At 70.1% G+C, this 26194-nt stretch carries 21 protein-coding genes; 14 read left to right on the top strand and 7 right to left on the bottom strand.

Features of this window, described 5'->3' with window-relative positions; genetic code table 11:
• The first annotated feature begins 322 nt into the window (after positions 1–322).
• From ACIRHA_RS42595 to ACIRHA_RS42570, 6 genes are all read left to right on the top strand, one after another.
• On the top strand, positions 323–1624 hold the full coding sequence (locus ACIRHA_RS42595; RefSeq protein WP_403857419.1) for an ABC transporter substrate-binding protein: 1302 nt from the start codon (positions 323–325) through the stop codon (positions 1622–1624).
• A gap of 65 nt (positions 1625–1689) precedes the next feature.
• The gene (locus ACIRHA_RS42590) at positions 1690–2658 is read left to right on the top strand and encodes a carbohydrate ABC transporter permease (protein ID WP_403857416.1); all 969 of its coding nucleotides are present in this window, start codon (positions 1690–1692) and stop codon (positions 2656–2658) included.
• A gap of 2 nt (positions 2659–2660) precedes the next feature.
• Positions 2661–3524, top strand: a complete 864-nt coding sequence (locus ACIRHA_RS42585; protein ID WP_403857413.1) for a carbohydrate ABC transporter permease — start codon at positions 2661–2663, stop codon at positions 3522–3524.
• Positions 3521–4192: a hypothetical protein gene (locus ACIRHA_RS42580; protein ID WP_403857410.1), complete on the top strand. Its 672-nt coding sequence runs from the start codon at positions 3521–3523 to the stop codon at positions 4190–4192. Before ACIRHA_RS42585 ends, ACIRHA_RS42580 begins: the two co-directional genes overlap by 4 nt.
• Before the next feature lie 204 nt (positions 4193–4396).
• Complete coding sequence (locus ACIRHA_RS42575) at positions 4397–5416, top strand: LacI family DNA-binding transcriptional regulator (protein ID WP_403857408.1); 1020 nt, start codon at positions 4397–4399, stop codon at positions 5414–5416.
• 4 nt (positions 5417–5420) lie between these two features.
• On the top strand, positions 5421–6743 hold the full coding sequence (locus tag ACIRHA_RS42570) for a Gfo/Idh/MocA family oxidoreductase (RefSeq protein WP_403857405.1): 1323 nt from the start codon (positions 5421–5423) through the stop codon (positions 6741–6743).
• A gap of 174 nt (positions 6744–6917) precedes the next feature.
• Here the strand turns inward: ACIRHA_RS42570 and ACIRHA_RS42565 are convergent, their stop codons facing one another.
• The 4 genes from ACIRHA_RS42565 to iolB all read right to left on the bottom strand — a co-directional run bounded on the left by ACIRHA_RS42565 (position 6918) and on the right by iolB (position 12864).
• Entirely contained in the window at positions 6918–8309 is a 1392-nt protein-coding gene (locus ACIRHA_RS42565; RefSeq protein ID WP_403857402.1) for an APC family permease, read from the bottom strand.
• Between the two features lie 322 nt (positions 8310–8631).
• A complete protein-coding gene (gene mmsA, locus ACIRHA_RS42560; protein ID WP_403857399.1) occupies positions 8632–10140 on the bottom strand; it encodes a CoA-acylating methylmalonate-semialdehyde dehydrogenase in 1509 nt (502 codons plus the stop codon).
• 31 nt (positions 10141–10171) lie between these two features.
• Positions 10172–12049, bottom strand: coding sequence for a 3D-(3,5/4)-trihydroxycyclohexane-1,2-dione acylhydrolase (decyclizing) (iolD, locus tag ACIRHA_RS42555; protein ID WP_403857396.1), 1878 nt, complete (start codon positions 12047–12049; stop codon positions 10172–10174).
• Positions 12046–12864 carry a 5-deoxy-glucuronate isomerase gene (iolB, locus tag ACIRHA_RS42550; RefSeq protein ID WP_403857393.1) on the bottom strand — a complete coding sequence of 273 codons (819 nt, stop codon included), beginning with the start codon at positions 12862–12864 and terminating at the stop codon, positions 12046–12048. Before iolB ends, iolD begins: the two co-directional genes overlap by 4 nt.
• A gap of 356 nt (positions 12865–13220) precedes the next feature.
• Here iolB and ACIRHA_RS42545 point away from each other — a divergent pair, with 356 nt between their 5' ends.
• From ACIRHA_RS42545 to ACIRHA_RS42535, 3 genes are all read left to right on the top strand, one after another.
• Positions 13221–13418: an AlpA family transcriptional regulator gene (locus ACIRHA_RS42545; protein WP_266719414.1), complete on the top strand. Its 198-nt coding sequence runs from the start codon at positions 13221–13223 to the stop codon at positions 13416–13418.
• A gap of 126 nt (positions 13419–13544) precedes the next feature.
• Positions 13545–14492, top strand: coding sequence for a PrsW family intramembrane metalloprotease (locus ACIRHA_RS42540; protein WP_403857390.1), 948 nt, complete (start codon positions 13545–13547; stop codon positions 14490–14492).
• A gap of 53 nt (positions 14493–14545) precedes the next feature.
• A complete protein-coding gene (locus ACIRHA_RS42535) occupies positions 14546–14854 on the top strand; it encodes a heavy-metal-associated domain-containing protein (protein WP_403857387.1) in 309 nt (102 codons plus the stop codon).
• Between the two features lie 591 nt (positions 14855–15445).
• Here the strand turns inward: ACIRHA_RS42535 and ACIRHA_RS42530 are convergent.
• The 3 genes from ACIRHA_RS42530 to ACIRHA_RS42520 form a co-directional block, all read right to left on the bottom strand.
• Positions 15446–16756, bottom strand: coding sequence for a citrate synthase (locus ACIRHA_RS42530; protein WP_403857383.1), 1311 nt, complete (start codon positions 16754–16756; stop codon positions 15446–15448).
• A gap of 184 nt (positions 16757–16940) precedes the next feature.
• Positions 16941–19202, bottom strand: coding sequence for an ATP-dependent RecD-like DNA helicase (locus ACIRHA_RS42525; RefSeq protein WP_403857380.1), 2262 nt, complete (start codon positions 19200–19202; stop codon positions 16941–16943).
• Between the two features lie 70 nt (positions 19203–19272).
• The gene (locus ACIRHA_RS42520; protein WP_403857377.1) at positions 19273–19851 is read right to left on the bottom strand and encodes a hypothetical protein; all 579 of its coding nucleotides are present in this window, start codon (positions 19849–19851) and stop codon (positions 19273–19275) included.
• Positions 19852–20232: 381 nt separating this feature from the next.
• Between ACIRHA_RS42520 and ACIRHA_RS42515 the strand changes: the two genes are divergently transcribed.
• The 5 genes from ACIRHA_RS42515 to rbsD are packed head-to-tail and all read left to right on the top strand — an operon-like array spanning position 20233 to position 26082.
• Positions 20233–21270 carry a LacI family DNA-binding transcriptional regulator gene (locus ACIRHA_RS42515; protein ID WP_403857427.1) on the top strand — a complete coding sequence of 346 codons (1038 nt, stop codon included), beginning with the start codon at positions 20233–20235 and terminating at the stop codon, positions 21268–21270.
• A complete protein-coding gene (locus tag ACIRHA_RS42510) occupies positions 21267–22805 on the top strand; it encodes a sugar ABC transporter ATP-binding protein (RefSeq protein WP_403857374.1) in 1539 nt (512 codons plus the stop codon). Before ACIRHA_RS42515 ends, ACIRHA_RS42510 begins: the two co-directional genes overlap by 4 nt.
• A complete protein-coding gene (locus ACIRHA_RS42505) occupies positions 22795–24738 on the top strand; it encodes a substrate-binding domain-containing protein (RefSeq protein ID WP_403857371.1) in 1944 nt (647 codons plus the stop codon). The genes ACIRHA_RS42510 and ACIRHA_RS42505 overlap by 11 nt, the downstream gene beginning before the upstream one ends.
• A gap of 58 nt (positions 24739–24796) precedes the next feature.
• A complete protein-coding gene (locus ACIRHA_RS42500) occupies positions 24797–25696 on the top strand; it encodes a ribokinase (RefSeq protein ID WP_403857368.1) in 900 nt (299 codons plus the stop codon).
• On the top strand, positions 25693–26082 hold the full coding sequence (gene rbsD, locus ACIRHA_RS42495; protein ID WP_403857365.1) for a D-ribose pyranase: 390 nt from the start codon (positions 25693–25695) through the stop codon (positions 26080–26082). Before ACIRHA_RS42500 ends, rbsD begins: the two co-directional genes overlap by 4 nt.
• Positions 26083–26194: the final 112 nt, after the last annotated feature.

Here is a 26194-nt window from a genome sequence, read left to right as displayed (position 1 = left end):
GGGGCGCGCCCCCCGCGACCGCCCCCACAAACCCCCGGCGGGCGGGGCGCTACCCCAAAATGCCCGGGGGGGGGGGGCGCCCCCCCCCCCCCGGGCCCCCGCCCCCGACCCCGGTGCGGCGCAACGAGGACGGCGGCGTCAGTCTGGTGCGGCACATGTTGCAAGCGCTCGCAGCAGGCGTCAAGAGGAGGCGCAGGCACGGGAGTTGGCTGGACGGACGTATTCCGGAAATCGCTGCGCAACCCATTGACCGGCCTGCGAGCGCATGCAACCGTCCCACCACGAACCGCGCCCACCACCGAGCCGCTCGTGGAGGCCCCCTATGGGCAGTGCCGCCCCCTCCCGTCGCACCACCCTGTCCGCCCTGCTCGCCTCCGGCCTCGGTGCCGCGCTGACCGGCTGCGGCGGGCCCGCGCGCTCCGTCGGCGCCGGCGGCACCGTGACGCTGCGCTATTTCTTCTGGGGCGACAGTGGCCGGGCCGACCTCATCAACAAATGCATCGCGGTCTTCGAACGCGAGCATCCCAAGATCAAGGTGAAGTCGAGCTTCGCCGCGTTCGACGCCTTCTGGCCGAAGCTCAGCACCGCGGCCGCCGGCGGCAACCCGCCCGACGTGATGCACATCGACTACGCCTGGATCCGCACCCTCGGTGAGCACGGCGTGCTCGCCGACCTCGGCCCGTACACCGGCTCCGGCAAGGAGATCGACGCCTCGACGGTGATCCCGTCGCTGCGCACGGCCGGCAAGGTGGACGGCCGCCGCGTCGCGCTGCCGCTGGGCGCGAACTGTGTCTCCCTGATGTACGACGCCAAGACGTGGTCCGCCGCCGGTGCCCGCAGGCCGACGGGCCGGATGAGCTGGGACGCGTTCATGGAGCAGTCCCTGAAGGTGACCCGGTACGGCAGACGGCACGGCAGCCCCGTGCAGTACGGCATGGACAACCCCGGGCAGAACTACATGGGCCTGGAGGTGTGGATGCGCCAGCAGGGGCTCCAGATGTGGACCGACAAGGGCGCGCTCGGCTTCGACCGGGACGACATGCGCCGCTACCTCACCCTGGTCGACGGCTGGCGCAAGGAGGGCGCGCTCGCGGGCCCCGACGCCGTACTCGAATCGCTGCCCGGCTTCCCCATCAGCACCCGCAGGGCCGCCTCCTACCTGGAGTGGGACAACCAGGTCGGCGGCCGCAGCGACATGCGCGGCAGCACGCTCTCCCTCGGCACGGTCCCCAGCGACACGGGGCGCTCCGGCATCTACGCCAAGCCGGGCATGCTGATCGCCGCCGCCGCGCAGAGTTCGTACCCGAGCGAGAGCGCGCGGTTCATCGACTTCATGGTCAACGACCGGCGGGTGGCGAAGATCCTCGGCACCAACATCGGCATGCCGCCCACCACGAGCCAGCAGGGCGCGGCCGACACCTCCGACCCGAAGGTGCGCCAGGTCCAGGTGTACGAGGAACAGGTCGCCAAGACGCTCGCCGCGACCCCGCCGCCGCCCGCCGACGGCGGCGCGTCCCTCAACGTCTATCTGCAGCGCGTCGCCGAGAAGCTCTTCTACGGCACCGTCTCCGTGGACCAGGCCGTGGATCTCTACTTCGACCAGTCGGAAGTCGTCCTCGCCTGACGGCAGGACCCCGCGCAGGACCTCGCAGCCCTCTCCTGTCCCTCCCGAAACCGTACGGAGTCCTCATGGCCTCTACGACGACGACCGACGCCGCGATACCCCGCGCACGCAGCGGCGACTCCCCCTCGCCCCCTCCGGGCAAGCGCCGCGGGCGCACAAACGACCGCTCCGCGTACGTCTTCCTCACCCCGTGGATGATCGGCGCGGCCGTGCTGACGCTCGGTCCGATGCTGTTCTCGCTCTACATGTCGTTCACGGACTACAACCTGTTCGACGCCCCGCGCTGGATCGGCCTCGACAACTACAAGCGGATCCTGTTCGACGATCCCGAGGTCAAGGACACCGTCGGCGTCACGCTGCTCTATGTGATCGTGGCGACGCCCCTGAAGCTGGTCGCGGCACTGGGCGTGGCCCTCCTGCTGCACACCCGCCGCAAGGGCCGCAACTTCTACCGGGCCGCCTTCTACATGCCGTCCCTGATCGGGGCGAGCGTCGGCGCGGCCATCGTGTGGCGGCTGCTGTTCTCCACCGGCAGCGTCGTCGACCAGTTCCTCGGCACGTTCGGCATCCACACGGGCGGCTGGATCTCCAACCCCGACTGGTCGCTGATGTCCCTGGTCGCGCTCTCCGTCTGGCAGTTCGGCGCTCCCATGGTGATCTTCCTGGCGGCGCTCCAGCAGATTCCGAACGAGCTGTTCGAGGCGGCGGAGATCGACGGGGCGGGCCCCTGGCGCCGCTTCATCTCGGTGACGGTCCCGATGCTCTCCCCGGTGATCTTCTTCAACCTGGTCCTGGAGATGGTGCACGCCTTCCAGATGTTCAACTCGGCGTTCGTGCTCTCCAACGGCACCGGCGGACCCGCGGGCTCCACCCACGTCTACTCGATGTACCTGTACGAACTCGGCTTCAACGACTTCCGGATGGGCTACGCGGCGGCCCTGACCTGGGTGCTGCTCCTGGTCGTCGGCGTGATCACCGCGGTGCTCTTCAAGACTTCGGGCCGCTGGGTCCACTACGCGGGCGAGGAGAAGTGACGATGGCCTCGACTACCAGCACGGCCACCAGCAAGGCCACCACGCGTTCGGCCTTGTGGCACGTGGGCGCGATCGCCCTGCTCCTGGTGCTGCTCTACCCGGTGTTCTGGGTGTTCACGGCGTCCGTGAAGCCCGCCGACGAGATCATCTCCAGCTTCAACCTGCTCCCCTCATCGGTGAGTTGGAGCGGCTTCGGCACGGCACTCGACGGCATCGCCGAGGTGCCGGCGTGGCGCTTCTTCAGCAACTCCCTGCTGCTGGCGGTGGGTTCGGTGATCGGCAACGTACTGTCGTGCTCGATCGCCGCCTACGCCTTCGCGCGGCTGCGGTTCCGTGGGCGCGGTGCGATGTTCGCCGTGATGATCGGCACGATCCTGCTGCCGACGCACCTGCTGCTCATCCCGCAGTACACGATGTTCCAGCAGGTCGGCCTGGTCGACACCTATGTGCCGCTGCTCCTCGGCAAGTTCCTCGCCACGGACGCGTTCTTCGTGTTCCTGATGGTGCAGTTCGTACGCAACCTGCCGAGCAGCCTCGACGAGGCGGCGCTGATCGACGGCTGCGGGCACTTCCGGATCTTCGGCCACATCGTGCTCCCGCTGCTGCGCCCGGCCCTCATCACGACGGCGATCTTCACCTTCATCTGGTCCTGGAACGACTTCTTCGCGCCGCTGATCTACCTCCAGTCGCCGGAGAAGTACCCGCTGCCGGTGGCGTTGCGCCTGTTCGTCGACTCGACGAGCAGCCAGGACTACGGGGCGATGCTCGGCATGTCGGTCCTCTCACTGCTGCCGGTGATCGCGTTCTTCGTGGCGTTCCAGCGGCTGTTGATCGAGGGAGCGGCGACCTCCGGGATGAAGGGATGAGCGGGATGAACGGGACGGGCACGGCGGCGCGGCGTGACACTCCGTACGGCGAGCGGTTCACGCTCTTCGCGGAGGTGCTGTGGATCGGGGTGCTGGTGGCGGCGGGGTCGCTGCTGCTGGTCACGTGGCCGGCGGCGATGGCGGCGGGGTGCGCGGCGGTACGTCGCTGTGTGCCGGACGGCCCCTCGCCCGGCACGGCCCGCCGGTTCGCGGCGGACTTCCGCGGGGCGCTTCCCGGCGGGGCGGTGGTGGGGGCGGGGGGCCTCGCGGTCCTCGGCTTCCTGGGCGCGGACCTGCGGTTGGCTGCCGCCGCGGGTGACCTGCCGTTCTTCTGGCTGCTGGCGCTGGTGATCGCCGGGGCGGCGGGGGCGGTGGTCGTGTACCAGGTACGGATGGCGGCGACCTGGTCGTCGACGGGGCGCTGGGCGCGGGTGGGCCGTGACGGCCGGGGGTCGGCGATGCTCGCGGGAGCCGTGCTCGTATCGGCGGTGTGCGTCTGGCAGCTGACGATCCTGGCGCCGCTGGTGGCGGGGGTGCTGGCCCTGGCGGCGGTAGCCGTGGACCGGCGCCGGGGTAACGCCCGGGGCTCCGCCCCGAACCCCGCTGCTCAATCGCCGCAGGGGCTTAATATGCCCGACCCCCGCGTCCCCAACTCCGGCGGGGCTTGATTTGCCCGGCCCAACGCTTGAGATGGCACGCGTAAAGCGACGCGCACCCGGGATGGCCGGCCGAAGGCCGGCATTTCAGGGGCGCGGGGCTGTATCGATCTGCGGCTCCGCCGCGGGGCGCAAACCACGGCGCGACGGGACCCGCCCGCGAAACGGGACCACCCGCGGCGCGCACGCGAATACGACCACCAGAGGGGACACGGCATGCGTAACCACGACCGGCAAAGCGGCGCAGCCCCTGGCGCGGAGGAGGTCGCGGCCGACGCCGGCGTCTCCCCCTCCACCGTGAGCCGGTGCTTCGCCTCCCCGCACCAGGTGCGGCCGGAAACAAGGGACCGGGTCCTCGCGGCAGCGCATCGGCTCGGGTACCGGCCCAGCCGCATCGCCAGCTCGCTCGCCCGCGGGCGGACCCGCACGCTCGGGCTCATCGTGCCCGACATCGCCAATCCGTTCTTCGCGGTGATCGTGAAGGCCGTGCAGGCCCGCGCCCGCCGCAAGGACTACGCCGTGTTCCTCGCGGACACCGACGAACACCCCGACGACGAGTACGAGTTGGCGCTCACGCTGGCCCACCAGGTGGACGGTCTGCTGCTCGTCGCCCCGAGGATGGACGGCGCCCGGCTCGCCGAGGTCGTCCAGCAGGTCCCGAGCGTCTGCGTGAATCGGAGCGTGTCAGGCGTGCCGTCCGTGGTCGCCCCCAGCGAGGACGGACTGCGCCAGGCCGTGGCGCACCTGCACGCGCTCGGCCACCGCCACCTCGCCCTGATCCTGGGGGCCCGCAACTCCTGGTCCAGCGAGCAACGCGGCCACGCCGTCCGGTACGCCGCCGAGCAACTTGAGCTGAAGGTCACCGAGTTCGGCCCGCACGAGCCCAAGTTCCACACGGGCGCGCAGGTCGCCGATCTGGCCCTGGCCGCGGGCGCCACCGCGATCGTCGCGCACAACGACCTGATGGCGCTCGGCGTGCTGTCCCGCCTCGCCGACCGGGGGGTACGGGTGCCCGACGACGTCAGCGTCGTGGGCGCCGACGACACCCTCCTCGCCACCACGGCCACCCCCGCCCTGACCTCGGTCCGCATCCCGCTCGACGCGCTCGGCGAACGCGCCGTCGACCTGATGCTGCGCCGCCTCGACGAACCCGGCCGCGTACCCGAAGAGCTCGTCATGGACAGCGAGTTGATAGTCCGCCGCTCCACAGGCCCAGCCCCACGAAAGGATTCCTGACGTCATGAAGCGACGCGCCGCGATCATCGGTACCGGCCACCGCGCCCAGATGTACACCAAGGCCCTGGCCGCCCGCCCCCACTACGACACAGCCCTCCTCGCGGACCCGAGCCCGACCCGTATCGCCCACCACAACCGGCTGCTCGCCTCGCTCGGCCGTGCGGAAGCGGCCACCTGCGACCCGTCGGACTTCGCGGCAGCCCTGCGTACGCACCGGATCGACGAGGTCGTGGTCACCACCGTCGACGCGACCCACCACACGTACATCAACACGGCGCTCGAAGCGGGCTGCCGGGTGGTGACGGAGAAGCCGATGACGACCGACGCGGAGAAGTGCCGCTCGATCCTCGACACGGTGGACCGCACCGGCGGCGAGCTGTCCGTCGGGTTCAACTACCGCTACAACCCGGCCCACGAGAAGGTCTGGCAGCTGCTGCACGACGGCGCGATCGGCGAGATCCGCTCGGTCCACTTCGAGTGGCTGCTCGACGTCCGCCACGGCGCCGACTACTTCCGCCGCTGGCACCGCGAGAAGCAGCACAGCGGCGGCCTGCTCGTGCACAAGTCGGGCCACCACTTCGACCTCGTCAACTGGTGGCTGGGCGCGGCCCCTTCCCGCGTCCACGCAGAGGGTGGCCTGGTCTTCTACGGGCGTGACAACGGCGAACGGACCGGCCTGCGCCGCGACTACGTGCGCGCGCACGGCTCCGCCGAGGCGGTGGACGACCCGTACGCCATCCACCTCGCCGACGACCCCAACCTCAAGTCCCTCTACGTCGACGCGCAGGCGGCCGGTGACTCCGACTACGTCCGCGACCGGAACGTCTTCGGTGACGCCATCGACGTCGAGGACGACCTGTCGGTCCTGGTCCGTTACGACTCCGGGGCCACGATGACGTACCACCTCACGGCGTACTCGCCCTGGGAGGGGTACCGGGTGATGTTCAACGGCACGGCCGGACGCCTGGAGCTGGAGGTCGAGGAGAACACCTGGCAGCCGCCGAAGGTTGCGGTGGGCGGGGAGGGCGCGTCGCACGGCGGAGTGGTCATGGACCGCCCCGGCCGCACGTCGATCCTGCTGCGCCCCCTTTGGGAGGCGCCGCGGGAGATTCCGTACGAGTGGTCGGCGGGGTCCCACGGTGGCGGAGACCTCCGCATGCTGAAGGAGCTCTTCGGGCCGGTGGGGGACGGGTCCGACGACGGGGCCGTGCCGGCGGCGGGCAAGGGAGCCACTGCGCGTGACGGTGCGCTTGCCCTCGCGGTCGGCGTCGCCGGGAACAAGTCCCTGACGACCGGCCTCCCGGTGGAAACCGGCCACCTGTGGTAAACGCCTCGGGGCTCCGCCCCGGACCCCGCTGCTCAATCGCCGCAGGGGCTTGATAGATCAAGCCCCTGCGGCGGTTGGCATTTCCAGCCCCGCCGGCGTTTGAGGCGCTCTTTTAGCCCCGCCGGCGATTGGGTCCGGGGCAGAGCCCCGCGACCGCAACCACGGCTCGCGGCGTCAGTCGGTCGGGACCGACACCAACCACCGCGTCTCCTGCCTCGGCCGGAGGTAAAGCGCCCAGTACAGCGTCGCCACCGCCATGATGCCGCCCGTCCACAGCAGGTACGTGACCTCCTGTTCGACCAGGATGTAGATCATCACCGCGATGAGGAGGACCGGGATCCCCGGCCACAGCGGCATCCGCCAGGCCGGCTGGTCCTTGTGGGCGCCGCGGCGGGCGAAGAGGGCGGCCACCGCGACGAGCAGGTACATGCCGGTGACGGAGACGCCCGTCACGCCGTACAGGGTGTCGAGGTTCACGAAACACAGGGCCGCGCCGGGCACGCCCACCACCAGCGTCGCGACCCACGGCGAGCCGAAGCGGCCGAGCTTGGACAGCGCGTTGTTGACCGGGCCCGGCCAGGCCTTGTCGCGGGCCGAGGCGAACAGGACGCGGGAGTTCTGGATGACCATGACGATGCCCGCGTTGATGATGGCGAGCGCGACGCACAGCGAGACGAAGGTGCCGACCGCCGAGTTCGACCAGGCCACGACCATGCCGCTGATGTCGCCCGAGGCGAGCGCCGACAGGTCCTTCGCGCCCATCGTGATCGCGACGACCGGGACGAGGATGACCACGGAGGAGATGGCGAGCGTGGCGAGCACCGTGCGGGCCACGGACTTGCGGGGGTTCTCCAGCTCCTCGGAGAGGTACACGGCGGTGGAGAAGCCCTGCGTGACGAAGAGGGCGATAGCGAGGCCGGACACGACGAGCATGCCCGTCACCACGTCCGTATGGCCGTGCGCGCCCGCGACCTGCATCGAGCCGAGCGAGCCGATGCCGCGCTCGGCGTGCGCGAAGCCCAGCACCGCGACGAGGGCCGCCGCGATGACCTCCAGGACGAGGAAGATGCCGGTGATCCACGCGTTGGCGCGCAGGTCGAGCAGGCCCGCGAGGGTGGCGAGCAGCATCACGCCCGCGCCGGCGACGGACGGGTCGAGGTGCACGAGCGGCGCGAGGTAGTCGGCCGTGCCCATCGCGATCACCGGCGGCACGATCACCACGACGAGCAGGGACAGCACGAAGACGAGCCAGCCCGCGAGCCGTCCGGCCAGCGTGGAGACCATGGCGTACTCGCCGCCCGCGCTGGGGATGAGCGTGCCCAGCTCCGAGTAGAGGAAGGCCACGCCGATACAGATCAGCGAGCCGATGGCGATGGTCAGGGCGGTGGCGGTGCCGAGGTCGCCGAACAGGTCGGGCACGACGACGAAGAGCGTGGAGGCGGGTGTCACGCAGGACAGCGTGAGCAGGGTGCCTCCGACGACGCCGATGGAACGCTTGAGCTTCTGGGCCTGGGGTCCCGCTTCTGGTGGGGACGGGGAAGCAGCTGGGCGAAGCGTGTCGGTCATGAAGCGATTCCGATCGACTCGTGCGACAGGGCTGCGCCATGCAACCTCGCCGATATCCGAACGTCAACGCCTGTTTTCCTTCGGAATCCGCAGCACCGCTTCCGCCAACTGCGCGCGATTCGCGAGAGGTTCGCAAGGGTTTCGCAAAGTTGACCGGGAGAGACACAGCGACTCCCGCAGATGGCCTTGGTAAGCAAGGTTTCTACGGGAGTCGACTTACGTTGCCCGGTTCATCCCCTACGTACGGGAACCGCAGCCGGAGCGCTGAAGTTGACCGCGAACTGTCCGCACTCCGGACGGCGCGGGAACCTCGGCAAGGTCCTCAGTGGTTGCTCGGGAAGCCCAGGTCGACGCCCGAGGGAGCGTCGGCCGGGTCCGGCCAGCGGGTCGTGACGACCTTGCCGCGGGTGTAGAAGTGCGTGCCGTCGTTGCCGTAGATGTGGTGGTCGCCGAAGAGGCTGTCCTTCCAGCCACCGAAGGAGTGGTAGCCCACCGGCACCGGGATCGGCACGTTGACGCCGACCATGCCGGCCTCGATCTCCAGCTGGAAGCGGCGGGCGGCGCCGCCGTCACGGGTGAAGATCGCGGTGCCGTTGCCGAACGGGGACGCGTTCATGAGGGCCACGCCCTCGTCGTACGTCTCCGTGCGCAGCACACACAGGACCGGGCCGAAGATCTCGTCCTGGTACGCCTTCGCGGTCGTGGGGACGTTGTCCAGGAGGGAGAGGCCCACCCAGTGGCCGTTCTCGAAGCCGGGGACCGTGTGGTCGCTGCCGTCGAGGACGACCTCGCAGCCCTCGGCCGCCGCGCCCTTCACGTAGGAAGCGACCTTGTCGCGGTGGGCGGCCGTGATGAGCGGGCCCATCTCGGACGTCGGGTCGTTGCCGGGGCCGATCTTGATCTTCTCGGCGCGCTCCTTGATCTTCGCGACGAGCTCGTCGGCGATGGAGCCCACCGCGACGACCGCCGAGATCGCCATGCAGCGCTCGCCCGCCGAGCCGTACGCGGCCGAGACCGCGGCGTCGGCGGCCGCGTCCAGGTCGGCGTCGGGCAGCACCAGCATGTGGTTCTTTGCGCCGCCGAGGGCCTGCACCCGCTTGCCGTTGGCGGAGGCCGTGGCGTGGATGTGGCGGGCGATCGGCGTCGAGCCCACGAAGGAGATCGCGGCGACGTCCGGGTGCTCCAGGAGGCGGTCGACGGCGACCTTGTCACCGTGGACGACGTTGAAGACACCGTCCGGCAGGCCCGCCTCCGAGAGCAGCTCGGCGATCTTCAGCGAGGCCGAGGGGTCCTTCTCGGACGGCTTCAGGATGAAGGTGTTGCCGGTCGCGATGGCGATCGGGAACATCCACATCGGCACCATGGCCGGGAAGTTGAACGGCGTGATGCCGGCGACGACGCCCAGCGGCTGGCGGATCGACGCCACGTCGACGCGGCTCGCGACCTGCGTCGACAGCTCGCCCTTCAGCTGCACGTTGATGCCACAGGCCAGGTCGACGATCTCCAGGCCGCGGGCCACCTCGCCGAGCGCGTCGGAGTGCACCTTGCCGTGCTCGGCGGTGATCAGCTCGGCGATCGCGTCCCGGTTGGCGTCGAGCAGCGCGCGGAACCGGAAGAGGATCTCGGTGCGCTTGGCGAGGGACGACTGGCCCCAGGAGATGTACGCCTCCTTGGCGGCGGCGACGGCCGTGTCCACCTCCTCGACGCTCGCGAAGTCGACGTGCGTGGTGACGGCGCCGGTCGCCGGATCGGTCACCGGGCCGTGATTGCCCGACGCGCCCTCGACGGTCTTGCCGCCGATCCAGTGGTGGACCAACTTCGTGTCAGACATACGGGCAACTCCTGTGACGGCTACGTACTTCTCAGAGGTGGCGGCGCCGACCGGCGGCGTGCCGGTCGTACTCCTCGCGGGCCTTGACCGCGGCGCTGCGCTCCGCCGTCTCGGCCACAGGAACATCCCACCACGCCTGCGCAGGAGGCGGGCCCGACACTGTGTCTGACGTTTCGGTCTCCACGTAGACACATGTGGGGCGCGTGGCGTCGCGCGCGGCGGCGAGCGCTTCGCGCAGGTCACGCACGGTCTTGGCGCGGTGCACTGTCATCCCGAGGCTGGCCGCGTTCGCGGCGAGGTCGACGGGCAGCGGCGCGCCCGCGTACGCCCCCTGCTCCCCCGCGAACCGGTACTGCGTGGCGAAGCCCTCGGCGCCGACGGACGCGGAGAGGCCGCCGATGGACGCGTACCCGTGGTTCTGAAGGATGACCACCTTGACGGGAATGTTCTCCTGCACCGCGGTGACGATCTCCGTCGGCAGCATCAGATACGTGCCGTCGCCGACGAGCGCCCACACGGGCCGGCCGGGCGCGGCGAGCGCGACACCGAGCGCGGCCGGGATCTCGTAGCCCATGCAGGAGTACCCGTACTCGACGTGGTACTGGTCGCGGGAGCGGGCCCGCCACAGCTTGTGCAGATCGCCGGGGAGCGAACCGGCGGCGTTGATGAGGATGTCGTCGCCGGTCGCCAACTCGTCGAGAATGCCGAGGACTTGGGACTGGGTCGGCCGTACGAGCTCGTCCTCCGCGGTGAAGCAGGCGTCGACGCGGTGCTCCCAGCGCTCCTTGTCCTCGGTGTACTCGGCGACGTACGCGGGCTCGGCGCGGTACCCGGCCGCTTCGGAACGCAGGGCGGTGAGGCCCGCGCGGGCGTCGGCGACGAGCGGTTTCGCGGACAGCTTGTGGGCGTCGAAGGCCGCGACGTTCAGGTTCAGGAAGCGGACGTCGGGGTTCGCGAAGAGCGTGCCGGAGGCCGTCGTGAAGTCCGTGTACCGGGTGCCGACGCCGATCACCAGGTCGGCGGTGCGGGCGAGTTCGTTGGCGGTGGCGGTGCCGGTGTGCCCGATGCCGCCGACGTCGGCGGGGTGATCGTGCAGCAGCGACCCCTTGCCCGCCTGGGTGGAGGCGACGGGGATCCGGGTGGCGCCGGCGAACTCCTTGAGCGCGTCCTCGGCGCCGCTGTGGTGCACCCCGCCACCGGCGACGACGAGCGGTCGGCGGGCGCGCGTCAACTCCTGTACAGCATCGGCGAGTTCATGCGCATCGGGCTCGGGGCGACGCACGGCCCAGACCCGCTCACGGAAGAACTCCTCCGGCCAGTCGAAGCCTTCCGCCTGCACGTCCTGCGGCAGCGCGAGCGTGACGGCGCCGGTGTCGACGGGGTCGGTGAGCACACGCATGGCCTGGAGCGCGGCCGGGATGAGCCGCTCGGGCCGCTCGATCCGGTCGAAGTACTTAGAGACGGGCCGCAGACAGTCGTTGACCGACACATCGCCCGCGTACGGCACTTCGAGCTGCTGGAGCACGGGGTCGGCGGGCCGGGTCGCGAACACATCGCCGGGGAGCAGCAGTACGGGCAGGTGGTTGATGGTGGCGAGGGCGGCGCCGGTGACGAGGTTCGTGGCGCCGGGGCCGATCGAGGTGGTGACGGCGTGCGTCGACAGGCGGTCGCGCTGGCGCGCGTAGCCGACGGCGGCGTGCACCATCGCCTGCTCGTTGCGGCCCTGGTGGAAGGGCATGTCGTCGCCGTACTGCAGGAGCGCCTGCCCGAGCCCGGCCACGTTGCCGTGGCCGAAGATGCCCCAGGTGGCGTCGATGAGGCGGTGTCGGGCGCCGTCGCGTTCCGTGTACTGGTTCGCGAGGAAGCGGACGAGGGCCTGGGCGACGGTGAGTCGTACCGTTCGGGTCATCGGTATCCCTCCGTGGCGTGATCGGGGTGGAAGCAGATCTTCCACTCCCGCTCGTCCCCCGGTCCCGCCATGACGTTCAGGTAGTACATGGCGTGTCCCGGCTGGGCGATCGAAGGTCCGTGCCAGCCGTCGGGGACGAGCACGGTGTCGCCGGTGCGGACTTCGGCGAGGAGATCGGTGCCGCCGGGCCTGGACGGGGACACGCGCTGATACCCGTACCCCTCGGGACCGCCCTCCCGCCCCTCGATCTCGAAGTAGTAGATCTCCTCGAGCAGCGCCTCCTCGCCCGGCCGATGCTCGTCGTGCTTGTGCGGCGGGTACGAGGACCAGTTCCCTCCGGGGGTGATCACCTCCACGGCGATGAGCTGATCGCAGTCGAAGGCGTCGGCGGCGGCGAAGTTGCGCACCTGGCGGGCGCTTTGGCCGCCACCGCGATCCTCGACGGAAACCTCCGGCGCGGGGCCGTAGCGGACGGGGAGTCGTCGACCGCATTTCGCTCCTGCCAGGGCGAACCGGCCTCCCGCACCGGAGGAGATCTCCACGCTGGTGTCGCGCGGAACGTAGGCGAAGTCACTCACTGAACCGAATACGCTGCCCCTGCCCGCCAGTTCGAGGTTCATCCCTTCCGCGCGGACGGAACATCCGCCGGAGAGCGGCAGCACGATCCACTCGCTCTCCCCGGTGTCGAAGGCGTGCCTCTGCCCGGCCCCGAGTTCGAGAATCCGCAGCCCGGCCCGGGACCAGCCGACCTTGTCGGGGTCGACGGACAAGGCGTAGGCCCCGTCGGCGGCGCTACCGCGTGGAAGGTGCGTCATCTCTCTACTCTCCTCCTGGGTGTCGCGCCGAAGGGGACGGAGCGATCTCCGTCGCCCCGTCAGATCTAGACCCGCCCGAGCACCCTGTCAATACTTTGTCCTGACATCCGGACCACATGGCACCCCCTTATCCATTGACGCGCCGGAGCATGCGCCGAAGGCGCGCCCCCTTTGCATCATTCGCGTCACAAACGCCCCCACCGCGTCACACATGTCAGGCCTACGCGGGTTCTGCGTCACAGAGGCCCCACAGGCCCTCCCTTCACCCCGGTTCACCTCGTTCTCCGGGCACAGGCTGAGTTGATCACGGGCGGCACCCCCGAGCCGCCGTGAGCACCGCCAGGGAGGAGCCACCGATGAACGACCGCAGGCTCTGGTCGTACAAGGACATCGCCGCACACATCCGCGTGCAGCCCGACACCGTCCGCTCGTACCGCAAGCACGGTCTACTGCCCCCGCCCGACCACGTCGAGGCCGGCAAGCCCTACTGGTACGCCGACACGGTCCGCGCCTGGGTGGCCTCCCGCCCGAGCAACCGGGGCCGCAAGGACTGAACCGAGAGCGCCGGGCCGTACGGACGTACGACCCGGCGCCCGCACTGCGGCACGTCCGCCCCCGCCATAAACTTCGGACAAATCACCCAAGGTGACCGTAAGTTACCGGCACGCGGAGGGATCCCAGTGACGCAGCCCCAGCAGCCCTTCGGGGCACCCCAGGCCCGGATTCCCCAGCAGCCGCCCCCGCCGGGGCCGCAGATCCGCCCCGGACTCTGGAAGCGCTGCCTCTGGGGCGGCCTGGCGCTGTGGGCCCTGACGGCGATCGTCACGTACGCGACCCAGAACACCACCCTGCTCCCGACGCTCATCATGCTCGGCAGCTTCCTGACCCCGGCGGTCTTCGTCCTCTGGGCGTACGAGCGGCACGGCCGCGACCTGGGCGTGAGCCTGATCCTGGGCTGCTTCCTTGTGGGCGGCATCCTCGGCGTCCTCGGGGCGTCGGTGATGGAGTACTACCTCGTACACCCCTCGGTCTGGATGTTCGTGGCCGTCGGCCTGATCGAGGAGGCGGCCAAGCTGCTCGCCCTCGTCTACGTACTGCACCGCCACCCGCGCATCAGCGGACTGCGTGCGGGCCTGGTCCTGGGTGCCACGGTCGGCTTCGGCTTCGCCGCCTTCGAGAGCGCGGGCTACGCGTTCAACGCGGCGATCACCATGAAGGGCATCGACCTGCGGGCCCTCCTGGAGACGGAGGTCCTGCGCGGCCTCCTCGCCCCTTTCGGCCACGGCCTGTGGACGGCGATCTCGGCAGCGGTCCTCCTCTCCTTCCGCCGCCCGGACGGCCGCTACCGCTTCGCGGCCCCGGTGATCGGCACCTACCTCGGCGTCTCGCTCCTGCACGCCCTCTGGGACTCGATGCACGGCATCGCCATCTGGCTGGTCGCGCGGCTGACCACCACGGGCCTGGACCGCTCCCTCTTCGCCGAGGGCTACATCCCGAAGCCCACCGGGACCCAGCAGCACCTCTTCACGCTCTTCTCGGTCGGCGGCCTTGCCATCATCACGCTCCTGGCACTCACCTGGGTGCGCTCACTCGCCCGCCGCGATCCTTCTTGGAAGAGTACCCCCTAGGGGTATAGGGTCGAGCGCATCGGAAGATGCATCTCACCACCAAGGAGTACGCCATGAGCAGCGCCCACACCGAGCTCCCCCAGGTCGACAACGAGTCCGCCGGTTCCTGCTGCGGCGGCGCCTGCCACGGCGACGGCGCGGCCCCGGCCGCCGAGGGCGCCTTCACTGCCGTGTACGAGGTCAAGGGCATGACGTGCGGCCACTGCGAGGGCGCCGTGACCGGCGAGCTCTCGGAGCTCGCCGATGTCACCTCGGTCCGGGCGAGCGCCGCCACCGGCCAGGTCACGGTCGTCTCCACCGCGCCGCTCGACGAGGAGGCGGTCCGCGCCGCCGTGGACGAGGCGGGCTACGAACTGGCCTGAGATGTGCGCAGATTCATGCAGAGACCTGCAGGAACCCCTGGACCTCCACACAATCCACACGGCACAATTGCAGTACTCCCCCACAGAGGCCGATATCCACATATCGGATCTCTTGCGCACGCACGGGACATATGCAAGAGACGCAGATCACAGTGGTCTGGACGTAACCCTTTGCGGCTCTCGTGAGTCTAAGGAGGCGATGCAGGAACGTCTTGGGGGACGTTTCCGCATCGGAGGGGCCCGCCTTGGGGGGCGGTCCCGACAGCGTTGGCCGGGGCACGTGCGCCGGGAAGCTTGAGCGGCCCGCCCGGCGGTACGTGTTCCGGCGGCCGACGCATCACAGACCCCCAGGCCGGATCCCGTGGGGGGAATCCGACCCGGGTAAAGGAAAGCGCCCCGACTGTCGGCCCGTGGGGGGACCGACAGCGGGGCGCTTTCTGCTTGCCGCAGTGTGGCGTGGCCTGTTGCGGTAGGCCGGGGTTACGGTTTCGGGGCTCTGCCCCGGACCCCGCTGCTCAATCGCCGCAGGGGCTTGTTATCCCGACCGCCGCAGGGGCCTGTTATGCCGAACCGCCGTCGCGGAAAGATCGATCAGCGCTCTTCCACCGGGATGAAGTCGCGCTCGACGACGCCCGTGTAGATCTGGCGCGGGCGGCCGATGCGCGAACCCGGCTCCTTGATCATCTCGTGCCACTGGGCGATCCAGCCCGGAAGGCGGCCGAGGGCGAAGAGGACCGTGAACATCTCGGTCGGGAAGCCCATGGCCCGGTAGATCAGGCCGGTGTAGAAGTCGACGTTCGGGTAGAGCTTGCGCTCGACGAAGTACTCGTCGGCCAGCGCGTGCTCCTCCAGCTTCAGCGCGATGTCGAGCAGCTCGTCGGACTTGCCGAGCGCCGAGAGGACATCGTGCGCCGCCGCCTTGATGATCTTCGCCCGCGGGTCGAAGTTCTTGTAGACGCGGTGCCCGAAGCCCATGAGCTTCACGCCGTCTTCCTTGTTCTTCACCTTGCGGATGAACTCGTCGACGTCGCCGCCGGCGGCCTGGATGCCCTCGAGCATCTCCAGGACGGAGGCGTTGGCACCGCCGTGCAGCGGACCCCACAGCGCGGAGATACCGGCGGAGATCGACGCGAACATGTTGGCCTGCGACGAGCCCACCAGGCGCACCGTGGACGTCGAGCAGTTCTGCTCGTGGTCCGCGTGCAGGATGAGCAGCTTCTCGAGGGCGGAGACGACGACCGGGTCCGGCACGTACTCCTGGGCCGGCACCGAGAACGTCATGCGCAGGAAGTTCTCGACGTAGCCGAGGTCGTTGCGCGGGTAGACGAACGGGTGGCCGATCGACTTCTTGTAGGCGTACGCCGCGATCGTCGGCAGCTTCGCGAGCAGCCGGATCGTCGAGAGGTGACGCTGCTGCTCGTCGAACGGGTTGTGGCTGTCCTGGTAGAAGGTGGACAGCGCGGAGACCACGGAGGACAGCATGGCCATCGGGTGGGCGTCCCGCGGGAAGCCGTCGAAGAACCGCTTCACGTCCTCGTGCAGGAGCGTGTGCCCGGTGATCTCGTTCTTGAAGGTGGAGAGCTCGTCGACCGTCGGGAGCTCGCCGTTGATCAGCAGGTAGGCGACCTCGGCGAAGGTCGAGTTCTCGGCCAGCTGCTCGATCGGATAGCCGCGGTAGCGGAGGATGCCCTCTTCACCGTCGAGATAGGTGATCGCGGATTTATAGGCGGCGGTGTTGCCGTATCCGCTGTCGAGGGTCACCAGGCCCGTCTGGGCTCGCAGCTTCCCGATGTCGAAGCCCGTGTCGCCCACGGTGCTGTCGATCACCGGGTAGGTGTACTCGTCGTCGCCGTACTGGAGTACTACAGCCTTCTCGTTCTGCTCGCTCACGTCATCCCTCACCGACGTAGTGCCTCTTCTTCGAGGTGCCCTGACTGTCTCTACCTTCCCCCACTTGGACCAGCAGAGTGCACTCGGGGTCGACCATTGGGCCCATTGGCGGCACTCAGTGCCGTCAACTTGCTCATCCTGCCCCCTTCGCCCTGGTTCCGGAAGTCCTTGTGACCTTCGTGACTCATCTGATCGATCAAATCTTTGGGGCGGCAGCGCCCGACAGCCGGAAATTCAGGGCGGTACACCGCCTACCGGCCGAAATCGTACGCACCGCCTGGCCGATCGCTCTGCGCGAACCGACCAGGACGACGAGCTTCTTGGCGCGCGTGACCGCCGTGTAGAGGAGGTTGCGCTGGAGCATCATCCAGGCGCCCGTCGTGACGGGGATCACCACACATGGGTACTCGCTGCCCTGGGAGCGGTGGATGGTCACAGCGTAGGCATGCGCCAGCTCGTCCAGCTCGTCGAAGTCGTAGGGGACTTCCTCGTCCTCATCGGTGCGGACGGTGAGCCTCTGCTCCTCGGCGTCCAGGGACGTGACGACGCCGACCGTGCCGTTGAAGACGCCGTTCGCCCCCTTCTCGTAGTTGTTCCTGATCTGGGTGACCTTGTCCCCCACCCGGAAGACGCGGCCGCCGAAGCGCTTCTCGGGCACGTCCGGGCGTCCTGGGGTGATCGCCTGCTGGAGCAGCCCGTTGAGATTGCCCGCGCCGGCGGGGCCGCGGTGCATCGGTGCAAGGACCTGGACGTCGCGCCGCGGGTCGAGGCCGAACGTGGCGGGGATCCGGCGGGCCGCGACGTCGACGGTGAGCCGGCCGGCCTCTTCGGTGTCGTCCTCGACGAAGAGGAAGAAGTCCTTCAGGCCCTGAGTGAGGGGGTGCTGCCCGGAGTTGATGCGGTGGGCGTTCGTGACGACGCCGGACTCCTGGGCCTGCCGGAAGATCCGGGTGAGCCGCACGGCGGGCACGGGACTCTCCTCGGCCAGCATGTCGCGCAGCACCTCCCCCGCCCCCACGCTCGGCAGCTGGTCCACATCGCCCACGAACAGCAGATGCGCCCCGGGCGCCACCGCCTTCGCCAGCTTGTTGGCGAGCAGCAGGTCCAGCATCGAGGCCTCGTCGACCACGACGAGGTCGGCGTCGAGCGGCCGCTCCTTGTCGTACGCCGCGTCCCCGCCCGGCTTCAGCTCCAGGAGCCGGTGCACGGTGGAGGCCTCGGCTCCGGTCAGCTCGGCGAGCCGCTTGGCGGCGCGGCCCGTGGGCGCGGCGAGCACGACCTTGGCGCGCTTGGCCCGGGCCAGCTCCACGACGGACCGCACGGTGAACGACTTTCCGCAGCCGGGGCCGCCCGTGAGCACGGCGACCTTCTTGCTGAGCGCCAGCTTGACCGCCTCCTCCTGCTCGGGCGCGAGTTGCGCCCCCGTACGGTCGGCGAGCCACGCGAGCGCCTTGTCCCACGCGACATTCTGGAAGGCGGGCATCCGGTCGTCCGCCGTGCGCAGCAGTCTGAGCAACTGGGCGGAGAGGGAGAGTTCGGCCCGGTGGAAGGGGACCAGGTAGATCGCCGTGACCGGCTGTCCGTCCTCACCCGGCACCGTCTCGCGTACCACGCCGGGTTCGCCGGAATCCTCGTCGGGCAGGGCCAGTTCGGCGAGGCACTCGATGACGAGACCGGTGTCCACCTGGAGCAGTTTCACGGCGTCGGCGATGAGCCGCTCCTCGGGCAGGAAGCAGTGCCCCTGGTCGGTGGATTGCGAAAGGGCGTACTGGAGACCGGCCTTGACCCGCTCCGGGCTGTCGTGCGGGATGCCCACGGACTGGGCGATGCGGTCGGCGGTGAGGAAGCCGATGCCCCAGACATCGGCGGCGAGGCGGTACGGCTGGTTCTTCACGACGGAGATCGAGGCGTCGCCGAACTTCTTGTAGATGCGCACGGCGATGGAGGTCGAGACGCCGACCGATTGGAGGAAGACCATGACCTCCTTGATGGCCTTCTGTTCCTCCCAGGCGTCGGCGATCTTCTTCGTGCGCTTGGGGCCGAGCCCCGGCACCTCGATGAGCCGCTTCGGCTCCTGCTCGATGATGTCGAGAGTGTCGAGCCCGAAGTGCTGCGTGATGCGGTCGGCGAAGACCGGTCCGATGCCCTTGACCAGGCCCGATCCGAGGTAGCGGCGGATGCCCTGGATCGTCGCCGGCAGGAGTGTCGTGTAGTTCTCGACGGTGAACTGCTTGCCGTACTGCGGGTGGGAGCCCCAACGGCCCTCCATCCGCAGCGACTCCCCCACCTGCGCCCCGAGCAGCGAGCCGACGACGGTCAGCAGATCCCCGGCGCCCCTGCCGGTGTCGACCCGGCCGACCGTGTACCCGCTCTCCTCGTTGGCGTACGTGATCCGCTCGAGGACTCCCTCGACCCGCGCCATCTGCCGCGCTCCGGCAGCCTCTTGCTGCTTCGCCATGATCCGACGGTAGCGGGAGGGTCCGACAACGCGGGAGGGGCCGCCCGGTCCCGGCCCGGGAGCGAGGGGCTCAGATGCCGCCCATCGGCTCCGGATCGACGCGTAGGGGGGTGCCCCAGACCCGCACGACCTCGTAGTCCGTGAACTCGTGGACCAGGCGGTACGCCATCGCCGCGTCCGGACGGCGGCGCTGGGCCGCCAGGTAGAGGTCCGCCTCGCGGCGGTCGTGGCGCGGGGTGCCGCAGAGCTGCCACACCTGCCCGTTCCACATCTCCGGGATCCAGCGCTGCTGGGGCTGCGGGCGGTCCTCGCGGGTGCCGTAGCGGGAGAGCACCGGGCCCTCGTCGGTGGGGCGGCGGGCCGGGCCCGGGGCGCCGGAGATCTCGGAGCGGCGGGCCTTGCGGCGGCGGGTCTCGCAGAACAGGCACAGGTCGGGGGCGGATTTCTCGACCGGGCCGTAGGGGTGCTCCTTGCAGCGGGTCGTGGGCTTCTCGCCGGACACCGCGTCGTCGAGCTGGTCGAGGGCGCGGGTCAGGTCACCGCGGAGCTCGTGCAGCACGTCGTCCGGGGTGTCGCCGGTCAGCTTCTCGCCGTGCTCGCCGAGCACGCGGAGCGCTCTGCCGAGCGTGGTGAGCTGCGCGTGATTCATGCCCCCACCTTCGCACGCGGCACCGACAATCCCGTTCGCCCGGCACCGTGGTTGCGGCCACGGGGCTCTGCCCCGGACCCCGCGCCTCAATCGCCGGCGGGGCTGGATTTGGGGCTCTGCCCCATACCCCGCTCCTCAAACGCCGGAGGGGCTGAATCTGGCTCGGCTCATCAAGCCCCTGCGGCGCTTGAGCAGCATCTTTTAAGCCCCTGCGGCGATTGAGCAGCGGGGTCCGGGGCGGAGCCCCGTGAGCGCGACCACATCCGCCTCACCGATCACGATCACGTCACAACCCTCCGGGCCCCCTTGCCGCGCAACCGTGTAATCGATTCCAATCCTCCGTGTAATCGATTCCACGCAGCCACAAGGAGGTGGTCCGTGATGTCGGCGAGCGCGAGTATCAAGGATGTCGCGGCCTCGGCCGGGGTTTCCGTCGCCACGGTCTCCCGGGTCCTGAACAGCCATCCGTCCGTGAGCCCGGACGCCCGCACCCGCGTGCTGGCCGCCGTGGAGTCGCTCGGCTACCGGCCCAACGCGGTGGCCCGCTCCCTGCGCACCGCGCAGACCCGCACGCTCGGCCTGGTCATCAGCGACGTGCTGAACCCGTACTTCGGCGAGCTCGCCCGCTCCGTCGAGGAAGAGGCCCGCGGGCTCGGCTACAGCGTGATCATCGGCAACGCCGACGAACGCCCCGACCTCCAGGACCACCACGTACAGAACCTCCTCGACCGGCGCATCGACGGGCTTCTCGTGTCCCCGACCGACGGCGGCTCCCCGCTGATGCTGGACGCCGCCCGGGCCGGCACCCCCATGGTCTTCGTCGACCGGTGGATCCCGGGCGTCGACGTCCCCGTGGTGCGCTCCGACGGGCGCGGCGCCGTGCGGGACCTCGTCGCCCATCTGCACGCGCTCGGCCACCGGCGGCTCGCGATCATCGCGGGACCCGCCGCCACCACGACCGGCAGCGAGCGCGTCGACGCCTTCCGCGCGGCCCTCGCCTCGTACGCGCTGGAACTGCCGGACGCCTACATAGGGCAGGGCGACTTCCAGGCGGACAGCGGGCGCCGGGTGACCGAGGCCTTCCTCGATCTGCCCGAGCCGCCCCAGGCCGTCTTCGCCGCCGACAACCTCATGGCGCTCGGCGCGCTCGACGCCATCCGCGCGCGCGGGCTGCGCGTCCCGGAGGACATCGCGGTCGCCGCGTTCGACGACATCCCGTGGTTCGTGCACACCGATCCGCCCATCACGGCGATCGCCCAGCCGACCAAGGACCTCGGCCGGGCCGCCGTGCGCGCCCTGGTCGACCGCATCGAGGGGCGGGTGCCCGAATCGGTCACCCTCCCCGCCCACCTCGTCGTACGGCGCTCCTGCGGCGAGCCCCCACCAACGCCCACCTCAATGGAGAGGAGCAACGGATGAGCAGCTCCGAAGAGTTGCTGCGTATCGAAGGGATACGGAAGACCTTCCCCGGCGTGGTCGCGCTCGACAGCGTCGACTTCGATCTGCGCCGCGGGGAGGTGCACGTCCTGCTCGGTGAGAACGGGGCCGGGAAGAGCACGCTGATCAAGATGCTCTCCGGTGCCTACACGCCCGACGAGGGCCGTATCACCGTCGGTGGCGAGCAGGTCCGTATCCACGGTGCGCAGGACGCCGAACGGCTCGGGATCGCGACGATCTATCAGGAGTTCAATCTCGTTCCCGATCTGACCGTCGCCGAGAACATCTTCCTGGGGCGCCAGCCGCGCCGCTTCGGTCTCATCGACCGGAAGACGATGGAGAGCGACGCCGAGAAGCTCCTCGCGCGCGTGGGCGTGAAGGTGTCGCCACGCGCGCGGGTGCGCGAACTGGGCATCGCCCGGCTCCAGATGGTGGAGATCGCGAAGGCGCTCAGCCTGAACGCGCGCGTGCTCATCATGGACGAGCCGACCGCCGTGCTGACCTCGGAGGAGGTCGAGAAGCTGTTCGCGATCGTGCGGCAGCTGCGCGAGGACGGCGTCGGCGTTGTTTTCATCACCCATCACCTGGAGGAGATCGCCGCTCTCGGTGACCGGGTCACCGTCATCCGGGACGGCAGGAGCGTCGGTCAGGTACCGGCCGCCACTCCCGAGGACGAGCTCGTCCGCCTCATGGTGGGCCGCTCCATCGACCAGCAGTACCCGCGCGAACGCCCGGCCGGACAGGACACGGCCGGCGCGCTGCTGAAGGTCGAGGGGATGACGCGGGACGGCGTCTTCCACGACGTGAGCTTCGAGGTGCGGGCCGGCGAGGTCGTCGGCATCGCGGGCCTCGTGGGCGCGGGACGTACCGAGGTCGTACGCGCCGTCTTCGGCGCCGATCCGTACGACGCCGGGTCCGTCGAGGTCGCCGGGGCGAAGCTCCCCCGGCACGACGTGATCGCCGCGATGGCGGCGGGCGTGGGCCTCGTCCCCGAGGACCGCAAGGGTCAGGGGCTCGTCCTCGACCAGTCGGTCGAGGAGAACCTCGGGCTCGTCACCATGCGGGCCGCGACCCGCGCCGGGTTCGTCGACCGGCAGGGCCAGCACGACGCCGCCGAGCGGATCGCGAAGCAACTGGGCGTCCGTATGGCCGGGTTGGGCCAGCACGTGCGCACCCTGTCCGGCGGCAACCAGCAGAAGGTCGTCATCGGCAAATGGCTCCTCGCGGACATCAAGGTGCTGATCCTCGACGAGCCGACGCGCGGTATCGACGTCGGCGCGAAGGTCGAGATCTACCAGCTCATCAACGAGCTGACCGCCGCCGGGCACGCCGTGCTCATGATCTCCAGTGATCTCCCCGAAGTCCTCGGCATGAGCGACCGGGTCCTTGTGATGGCGCAGGGACGTATCGCCGGTGAGCTCACCGCCGAGGAAGCCACCCAGGACTCCGTGATGGCGCTCGCCGTCAGCAACCAGCAGCACAGCGCCTTCGAGGAGGAGGGCTCCCGTGACCACTGACACCGTCAAGAACACACAGGCCAAGAACGGGAGCCTGCTGCGGCTGCTCCTCGACAACGGCGCGCTGACCGCGCTCGTCGTCCTGGTCGTCGCCATGTCGCTGATGTCCGGCGACTTCCTGACCACCCAGAACCTGCTGAACGTCGGCGTGCAGGCGGCCGTCACCGCGATCCTCGCGTTCGGTGTCACCTTCGTCATCGTCTCGGCGGGCATCGACCTGTCGGTCGGCTCCGTGGCCGCGCTCTCCGCGACCGTCCTCGCGTGGGCGGCCACCAGCGAGGGCGTGCCGGTGGTGATAGCCGTGCTGCTCGCCGTCGTCACGGGTGTGGCCTGCGGTTTCGTCAACGGCCTGCTCATCTCGTACGGCAAGCTCCCGCCGTTCATCGCCACGCTGGCGATGCTGTCGGTCGGGCGCGGGCTCTCGCTGGTGATCTCGCAGGGCTCCCCGATCCCGTTCCCCGACTCGGTCTCCAAGCTCGGTGACACGCTCGGCGGCTGGCTGCCCGTGCCGGTCATCGTGATGATCGTGATGGGCCTCGTCACGGCGGTCGTCCTCGGCCGTACGTTCATCGGCCGGTCCATGTACGCGATCGGCGGCAACGAGGAGGCGGCCCGCCTCTCCGGCCTGCGCGTCAAGCGGCAGAAGCTCGTCATCTACGGCCTGTCGGGCCTGTTCGCGGCCATCGCCGGCATCGTGCTCGCCTCCCGTCTCGCCTCCGCGCAGCCGCAGGCCGCGAACGGTTACGAGCTGGACGCCATCGCCGCCGTCGTCATCGGCGGCGCCTCCCTCGCGGGCGGTACGGGCAAGGCGTCGGGCACGTTCATCGGGGCACTGATCCTCGCCGTGCTCCGCAACGGCCTCAACCTCCTTTCGGTGTCCGCCTTCTGGCAGCAGGTCGTCATCGGTGTCGTCATCGCGCTCGCCGTGCTGCTCGACACCGCGCGCCGCAAGGCCGGTGCGCAGCCCGCCGCCGCGGGTGCCGGGACCGGCGGTCCCAAGCAGCGGATGCAGTACGTGCTCGCGGCCGTCGTCGCCATCGCGATCGTCGGCGGCCTCGCGGTGTGGAACAACACCGGGGGCTCCGGCGGCAAGAAGGACCTCAAGCTCGGCATGGCGGTGTCCACGCTCAACAACCCGTTCTTCACGGAGATGCGGGCGGGCGCGCAGGCCGAGGCCAAGAAGCAGGGCGTCGAGCTGACCGTCACGGACGCGCAGAACGACGCCTCGCAGCAGGCCAACCAGCTGCAGAACTTCACCAGCGAGGGGCTCAGCGCGGTCATCGTGAACCCGGTCGACTCCGACGCCGTCGGCCCGTCCGTGCGCACCGCGAACAAGGCCGACATCCCCGTCGTCGCCGCCGACCGCGGCGTCAACAAGGCGAAGGCCGCGACCCTCGTCGCCTCCGACAACGTCGCGGGCGGCAAGCAGGCCGCGAAGGTCATGGCCGACAAGCTGGGCGGCAAGGGGAAGATCGCGGTCCTGCAGGGCCAGGCCGGTACGTCGGCCAGCCGTGAGCGCGGCGCGGGCTTCGCCGCCGGGATCAAGGAGTACCCGGGCATCAAGGTCGTCGCCAAGCAGCCCGCGGACTTCGACCGCACCAAGGGCCTGGACGTCATGACGAACATGCTCCAGTCGCACCCCGACGTCGACGGCGTCTTCGCCGAGAACGACGAGATGGCGCTCGGCGCGATCAAGGCGCTCGGATCCAAGGCCGGCAAGTCCGTCCCCGTCATCGGCTTCGACGGCACCCCCGACGGCTTCAAGGCCGTCAAGGCGGGCACGCTGTACGCCTCCGTGGCCCAGCAGCCGCGCGAGCTCGGGAAGATGGCGGTGCAGAACGCGATCTCCGCGGCGAAGGACAAGAAGATCTCCTCGGCCGTGAAGGTGCCGGTGAAGGTCGTCACGGCGAAGAACGTCGCCGACTTCAAGTGACGCGGCGTACAGCTACGCACTCGTACCCTTTGGCGTGACGTACGAAGAAAGGCACAGGATGAACAGGTACGACCTGCTCGTCGTCGGGTCGGCCAACGCCGACCTGGTGGTGGGCGTCGACCGGCGGCCGGCCGCGGGCGAGACCGTGCTCGGCTCCGACCTGCGGACCCACCCCGGCGGCAAGGGCGCCAACCAGGCGGTCGCCGCCGCCAAGTTGGGGGCGAGTACGGCACTGCTCGCGCGGGTCGGCGACGACGGGCACGGCAGGCTGCTGCGCGACTCGATGGAGGCGGCGGGCGTGGACACGTCCGGCGTGCTGGTCGGCGGGGCGCCCACCGGGGTCGCGCTGATCACCGTCGACCCGTCCGGCGACAACTCGATCGTGGTCTCGCCGGGCGCGAACGGGCGGCTCACGCCCGAGGACGTACGGGCGGCGGGCGAGCTGTTCGCGGGGGCGCGGGTCGTCTCGATGATGCTGGAGATCCCGCTGGAGACCGTCGCGGAGGTGGTCCGCAATCTGGCGGACGGCGCCCGCCTCGTCCTCAACCCCTCGCCGCCCGCCCCGCTCCCCGACGAGGTCCTCGCGGCCTGTGACCCGCTGATCGTCAACGAGCACGAGGCGCAGGTCATCGCCGGCACCGACCTCGGCGACGATCCCGAGGACTGGGCGCGGCAGCTGCTCGCGCTCGGCCCGCGCTCGGTCGTCGTCACGCTCGGCTCCGAGGGCGCGCTCGTCGCGGACGCGGCGGGCTCGCAGCGGGTCGCGGCGGTGAAGGTGAAGGCCGTCGACACGACCGGCGCCGGTGACGCGTTCACGGCAGCGCTCGCGTGGCGGCTCGGCACCGGCGAGTCCCTCGCCGAGGCCGCCGCCTACGCCGCGAAGGTGGGCGCCGCGGCCGTCACGAAGGAGGGCGCGCAGGCGTCGTACCCGACGGCGGAGGAGGTCGCTTCCCAGTGAAGAAGGCCGGAATACTCAACCGTCATCTGGCGGGCGCCCTGGCCGAGTTGGGGCACGGCGACGGGGTGCTGGTCTGCGACGCGGGCATGCCGATCCCGGCGGGCCCCCGCGTCGTCGACCTCGCCTTCCGGGCCGGAGTCCCGGCCTTCGCCGAGGTGCTCGACGGGCTGCTCGACGAGCTGGTGGTGGAGGCGGCCACGGCGGCCCGCGAGGTCCGGGACGCGAACCCGGACACCGCGGAACTCCTCCAGGACCGGCTGAAGCCCCTCGGCTTCGTCACGCACGAGGAGCTGAAGGCGCTGTCGGCGCACGCGCGCCTCGTGGTCCGCACGGGAGAGGCGCGTCCGTACGCGAACGTGCTGCTGCGCTGCGGGGTCTTCTTCTGACCGCGCGGGCCACTTGGCCGTGACGCGCTGCGAGGGGCCCGGTCCGCGGACCGGGCCCCTCGGGCTTTCCCCTCCTGCGCCGGAACCCCGATCCCCCCAGATCGCCCCCCCA

The sequence above is a fragment of the Streptomyces sp. NPDC102360 genome (assembly GCF_044766085.1).
In the GTDB taxonomy this organism is placed as follows: Bacteria; Actinomycetota; Actinomycetes; order Streptomycetales; family Streptomycetaceae; genus Streptomyces.
Note: the sequence above shows the minus strand (reverse complement) of the source record. Positions and strands in the feature narration are given on the sequence as shown.

Excerpts from the sequence above, each read along its gene's own strand:
- ACIRHA_RS42515 (WP_403857427.1), top strand. The coding sequence starts at position 20,233 with ATGTCGGCGAGCGCGAGTATCAAGGATGTCGCGGCCTCGGCCGGGGTT.
- ACIRHA_RS42595 (WP_403857419.1), top strand. The coding sequence starts at position 323 with ATGGGCAGTGCCGCCCCCTCCCGTCGCACCACCCTGTCCGCCCTGCTC.
- ACIRHA_RS42580 (WP_403857410.1), top strand. The coding sequence starts at position 3,521 with ATGAGCGGGATGAACGGGACGGGCACGGCGGCGCGGCGTGACACTCCG.
- ACIRHA_RS42575 (WP_403857408.1), top strand. The coding sequence starts at position 4,397 with ATGCGTAACCACGACCGGCAAAGCGGCGCAGCCCCTGGCGCGGAGGAG.
- ACIRHA_RS42510 (WP_403857374.1), top strand. The coding sequence starts at position 21,267 with ATGAGCAGCTCCGAAGAGTTGCTGCGTATCGAAGGGATACGGAAGACC.
- iolB (WP_403857393.1), bottom strand. The coding sequence starts at position 12,864 with ATGACGCACCTTCCACGCGGTAGCGCCGCCGACGGGGCCTACGCCTTG.
- iolD (WP_403857396.1), bottom strand. The coding sequence starts at position 12,049 with ATGACCCGAACGGTACGACTCACCGTCGCCCAGGCCCTCGTCCGCTTC.
- ACIRHA_RS42525 (WP_403857380.1), bottom strand. The coding sequence starts at position 19,202 with ATGGCGAAGCAGCAAGAGGCTGCCGGAGCGCGGCAGATGGCGCGGGTC.
- ACIRHA_RS42520 (WP_403857377.1), bottom strand. The coding sequence starts at position 19,851 with ATGAATCACGCGCAGCTCACCACGCTCGGCAGAGCGCTCCGCGTGCTC.
- ACIRHA_RS42565 (WP_403857402.1), bottom strand. The coding sequence starts at position 8,309 with ATGACCGACACGCTTCGCCCAGCTGCTTCCCCGTCCCCACCAGAAGCG.
- ACIRHA_RS42500 (WP_403857368.1), top strand. The coding sequence starts at position 24,797 with ATGAACAGGTACGACCTGCTCGTCGTCGGGTCGGCCAACGCCGACCTG.
- ACIRHA_RS42570 (WP_403857405.1), top strand. The coding sequence starts at position 5,421 with ATGAAGCGACGCGCCGCGATCATCGGTACCGGCCACCGCGCCCAGATG.
- ACIRHA_RS42545 (WP_266719414.1), top strand. The coding sequence starts at position 13,221 with ATGAACGACCGCAGGCTCTGGTCGTACAAGGACATCGCCGCACACATC.
- ACIRHA_RS42590 (WP_403857416.1), top strand. The coding sequence starts at position 1,690 with ATGGCCTCTACGACGACGACCGACGCCGCGATACCCCGCGCACGCAGC.
- ACIRHA_RS42535 (WP_403857387.1), top strand. The coding sequence starts at position 14,546 with ATGAGCAGCGCCCACACCGAGCTCCCCCAGGTCGACAACGAGTCCGCC.
- mmsA (WP_403857399.1), bottom strand. The coding sequence starts at position 10,140 with ATGTCTGACACGAAGTTGGTCCACCACTGGATCGGCGGCAAGACCGTC.
- ACIRHA_RS42585 (WP_403857413.1), top strand. The coding sequence starts at position 2,661 with ATGGCCTCGACTACCAGCACGGCCACCAGCAAGGCCACCACGCGTTCG.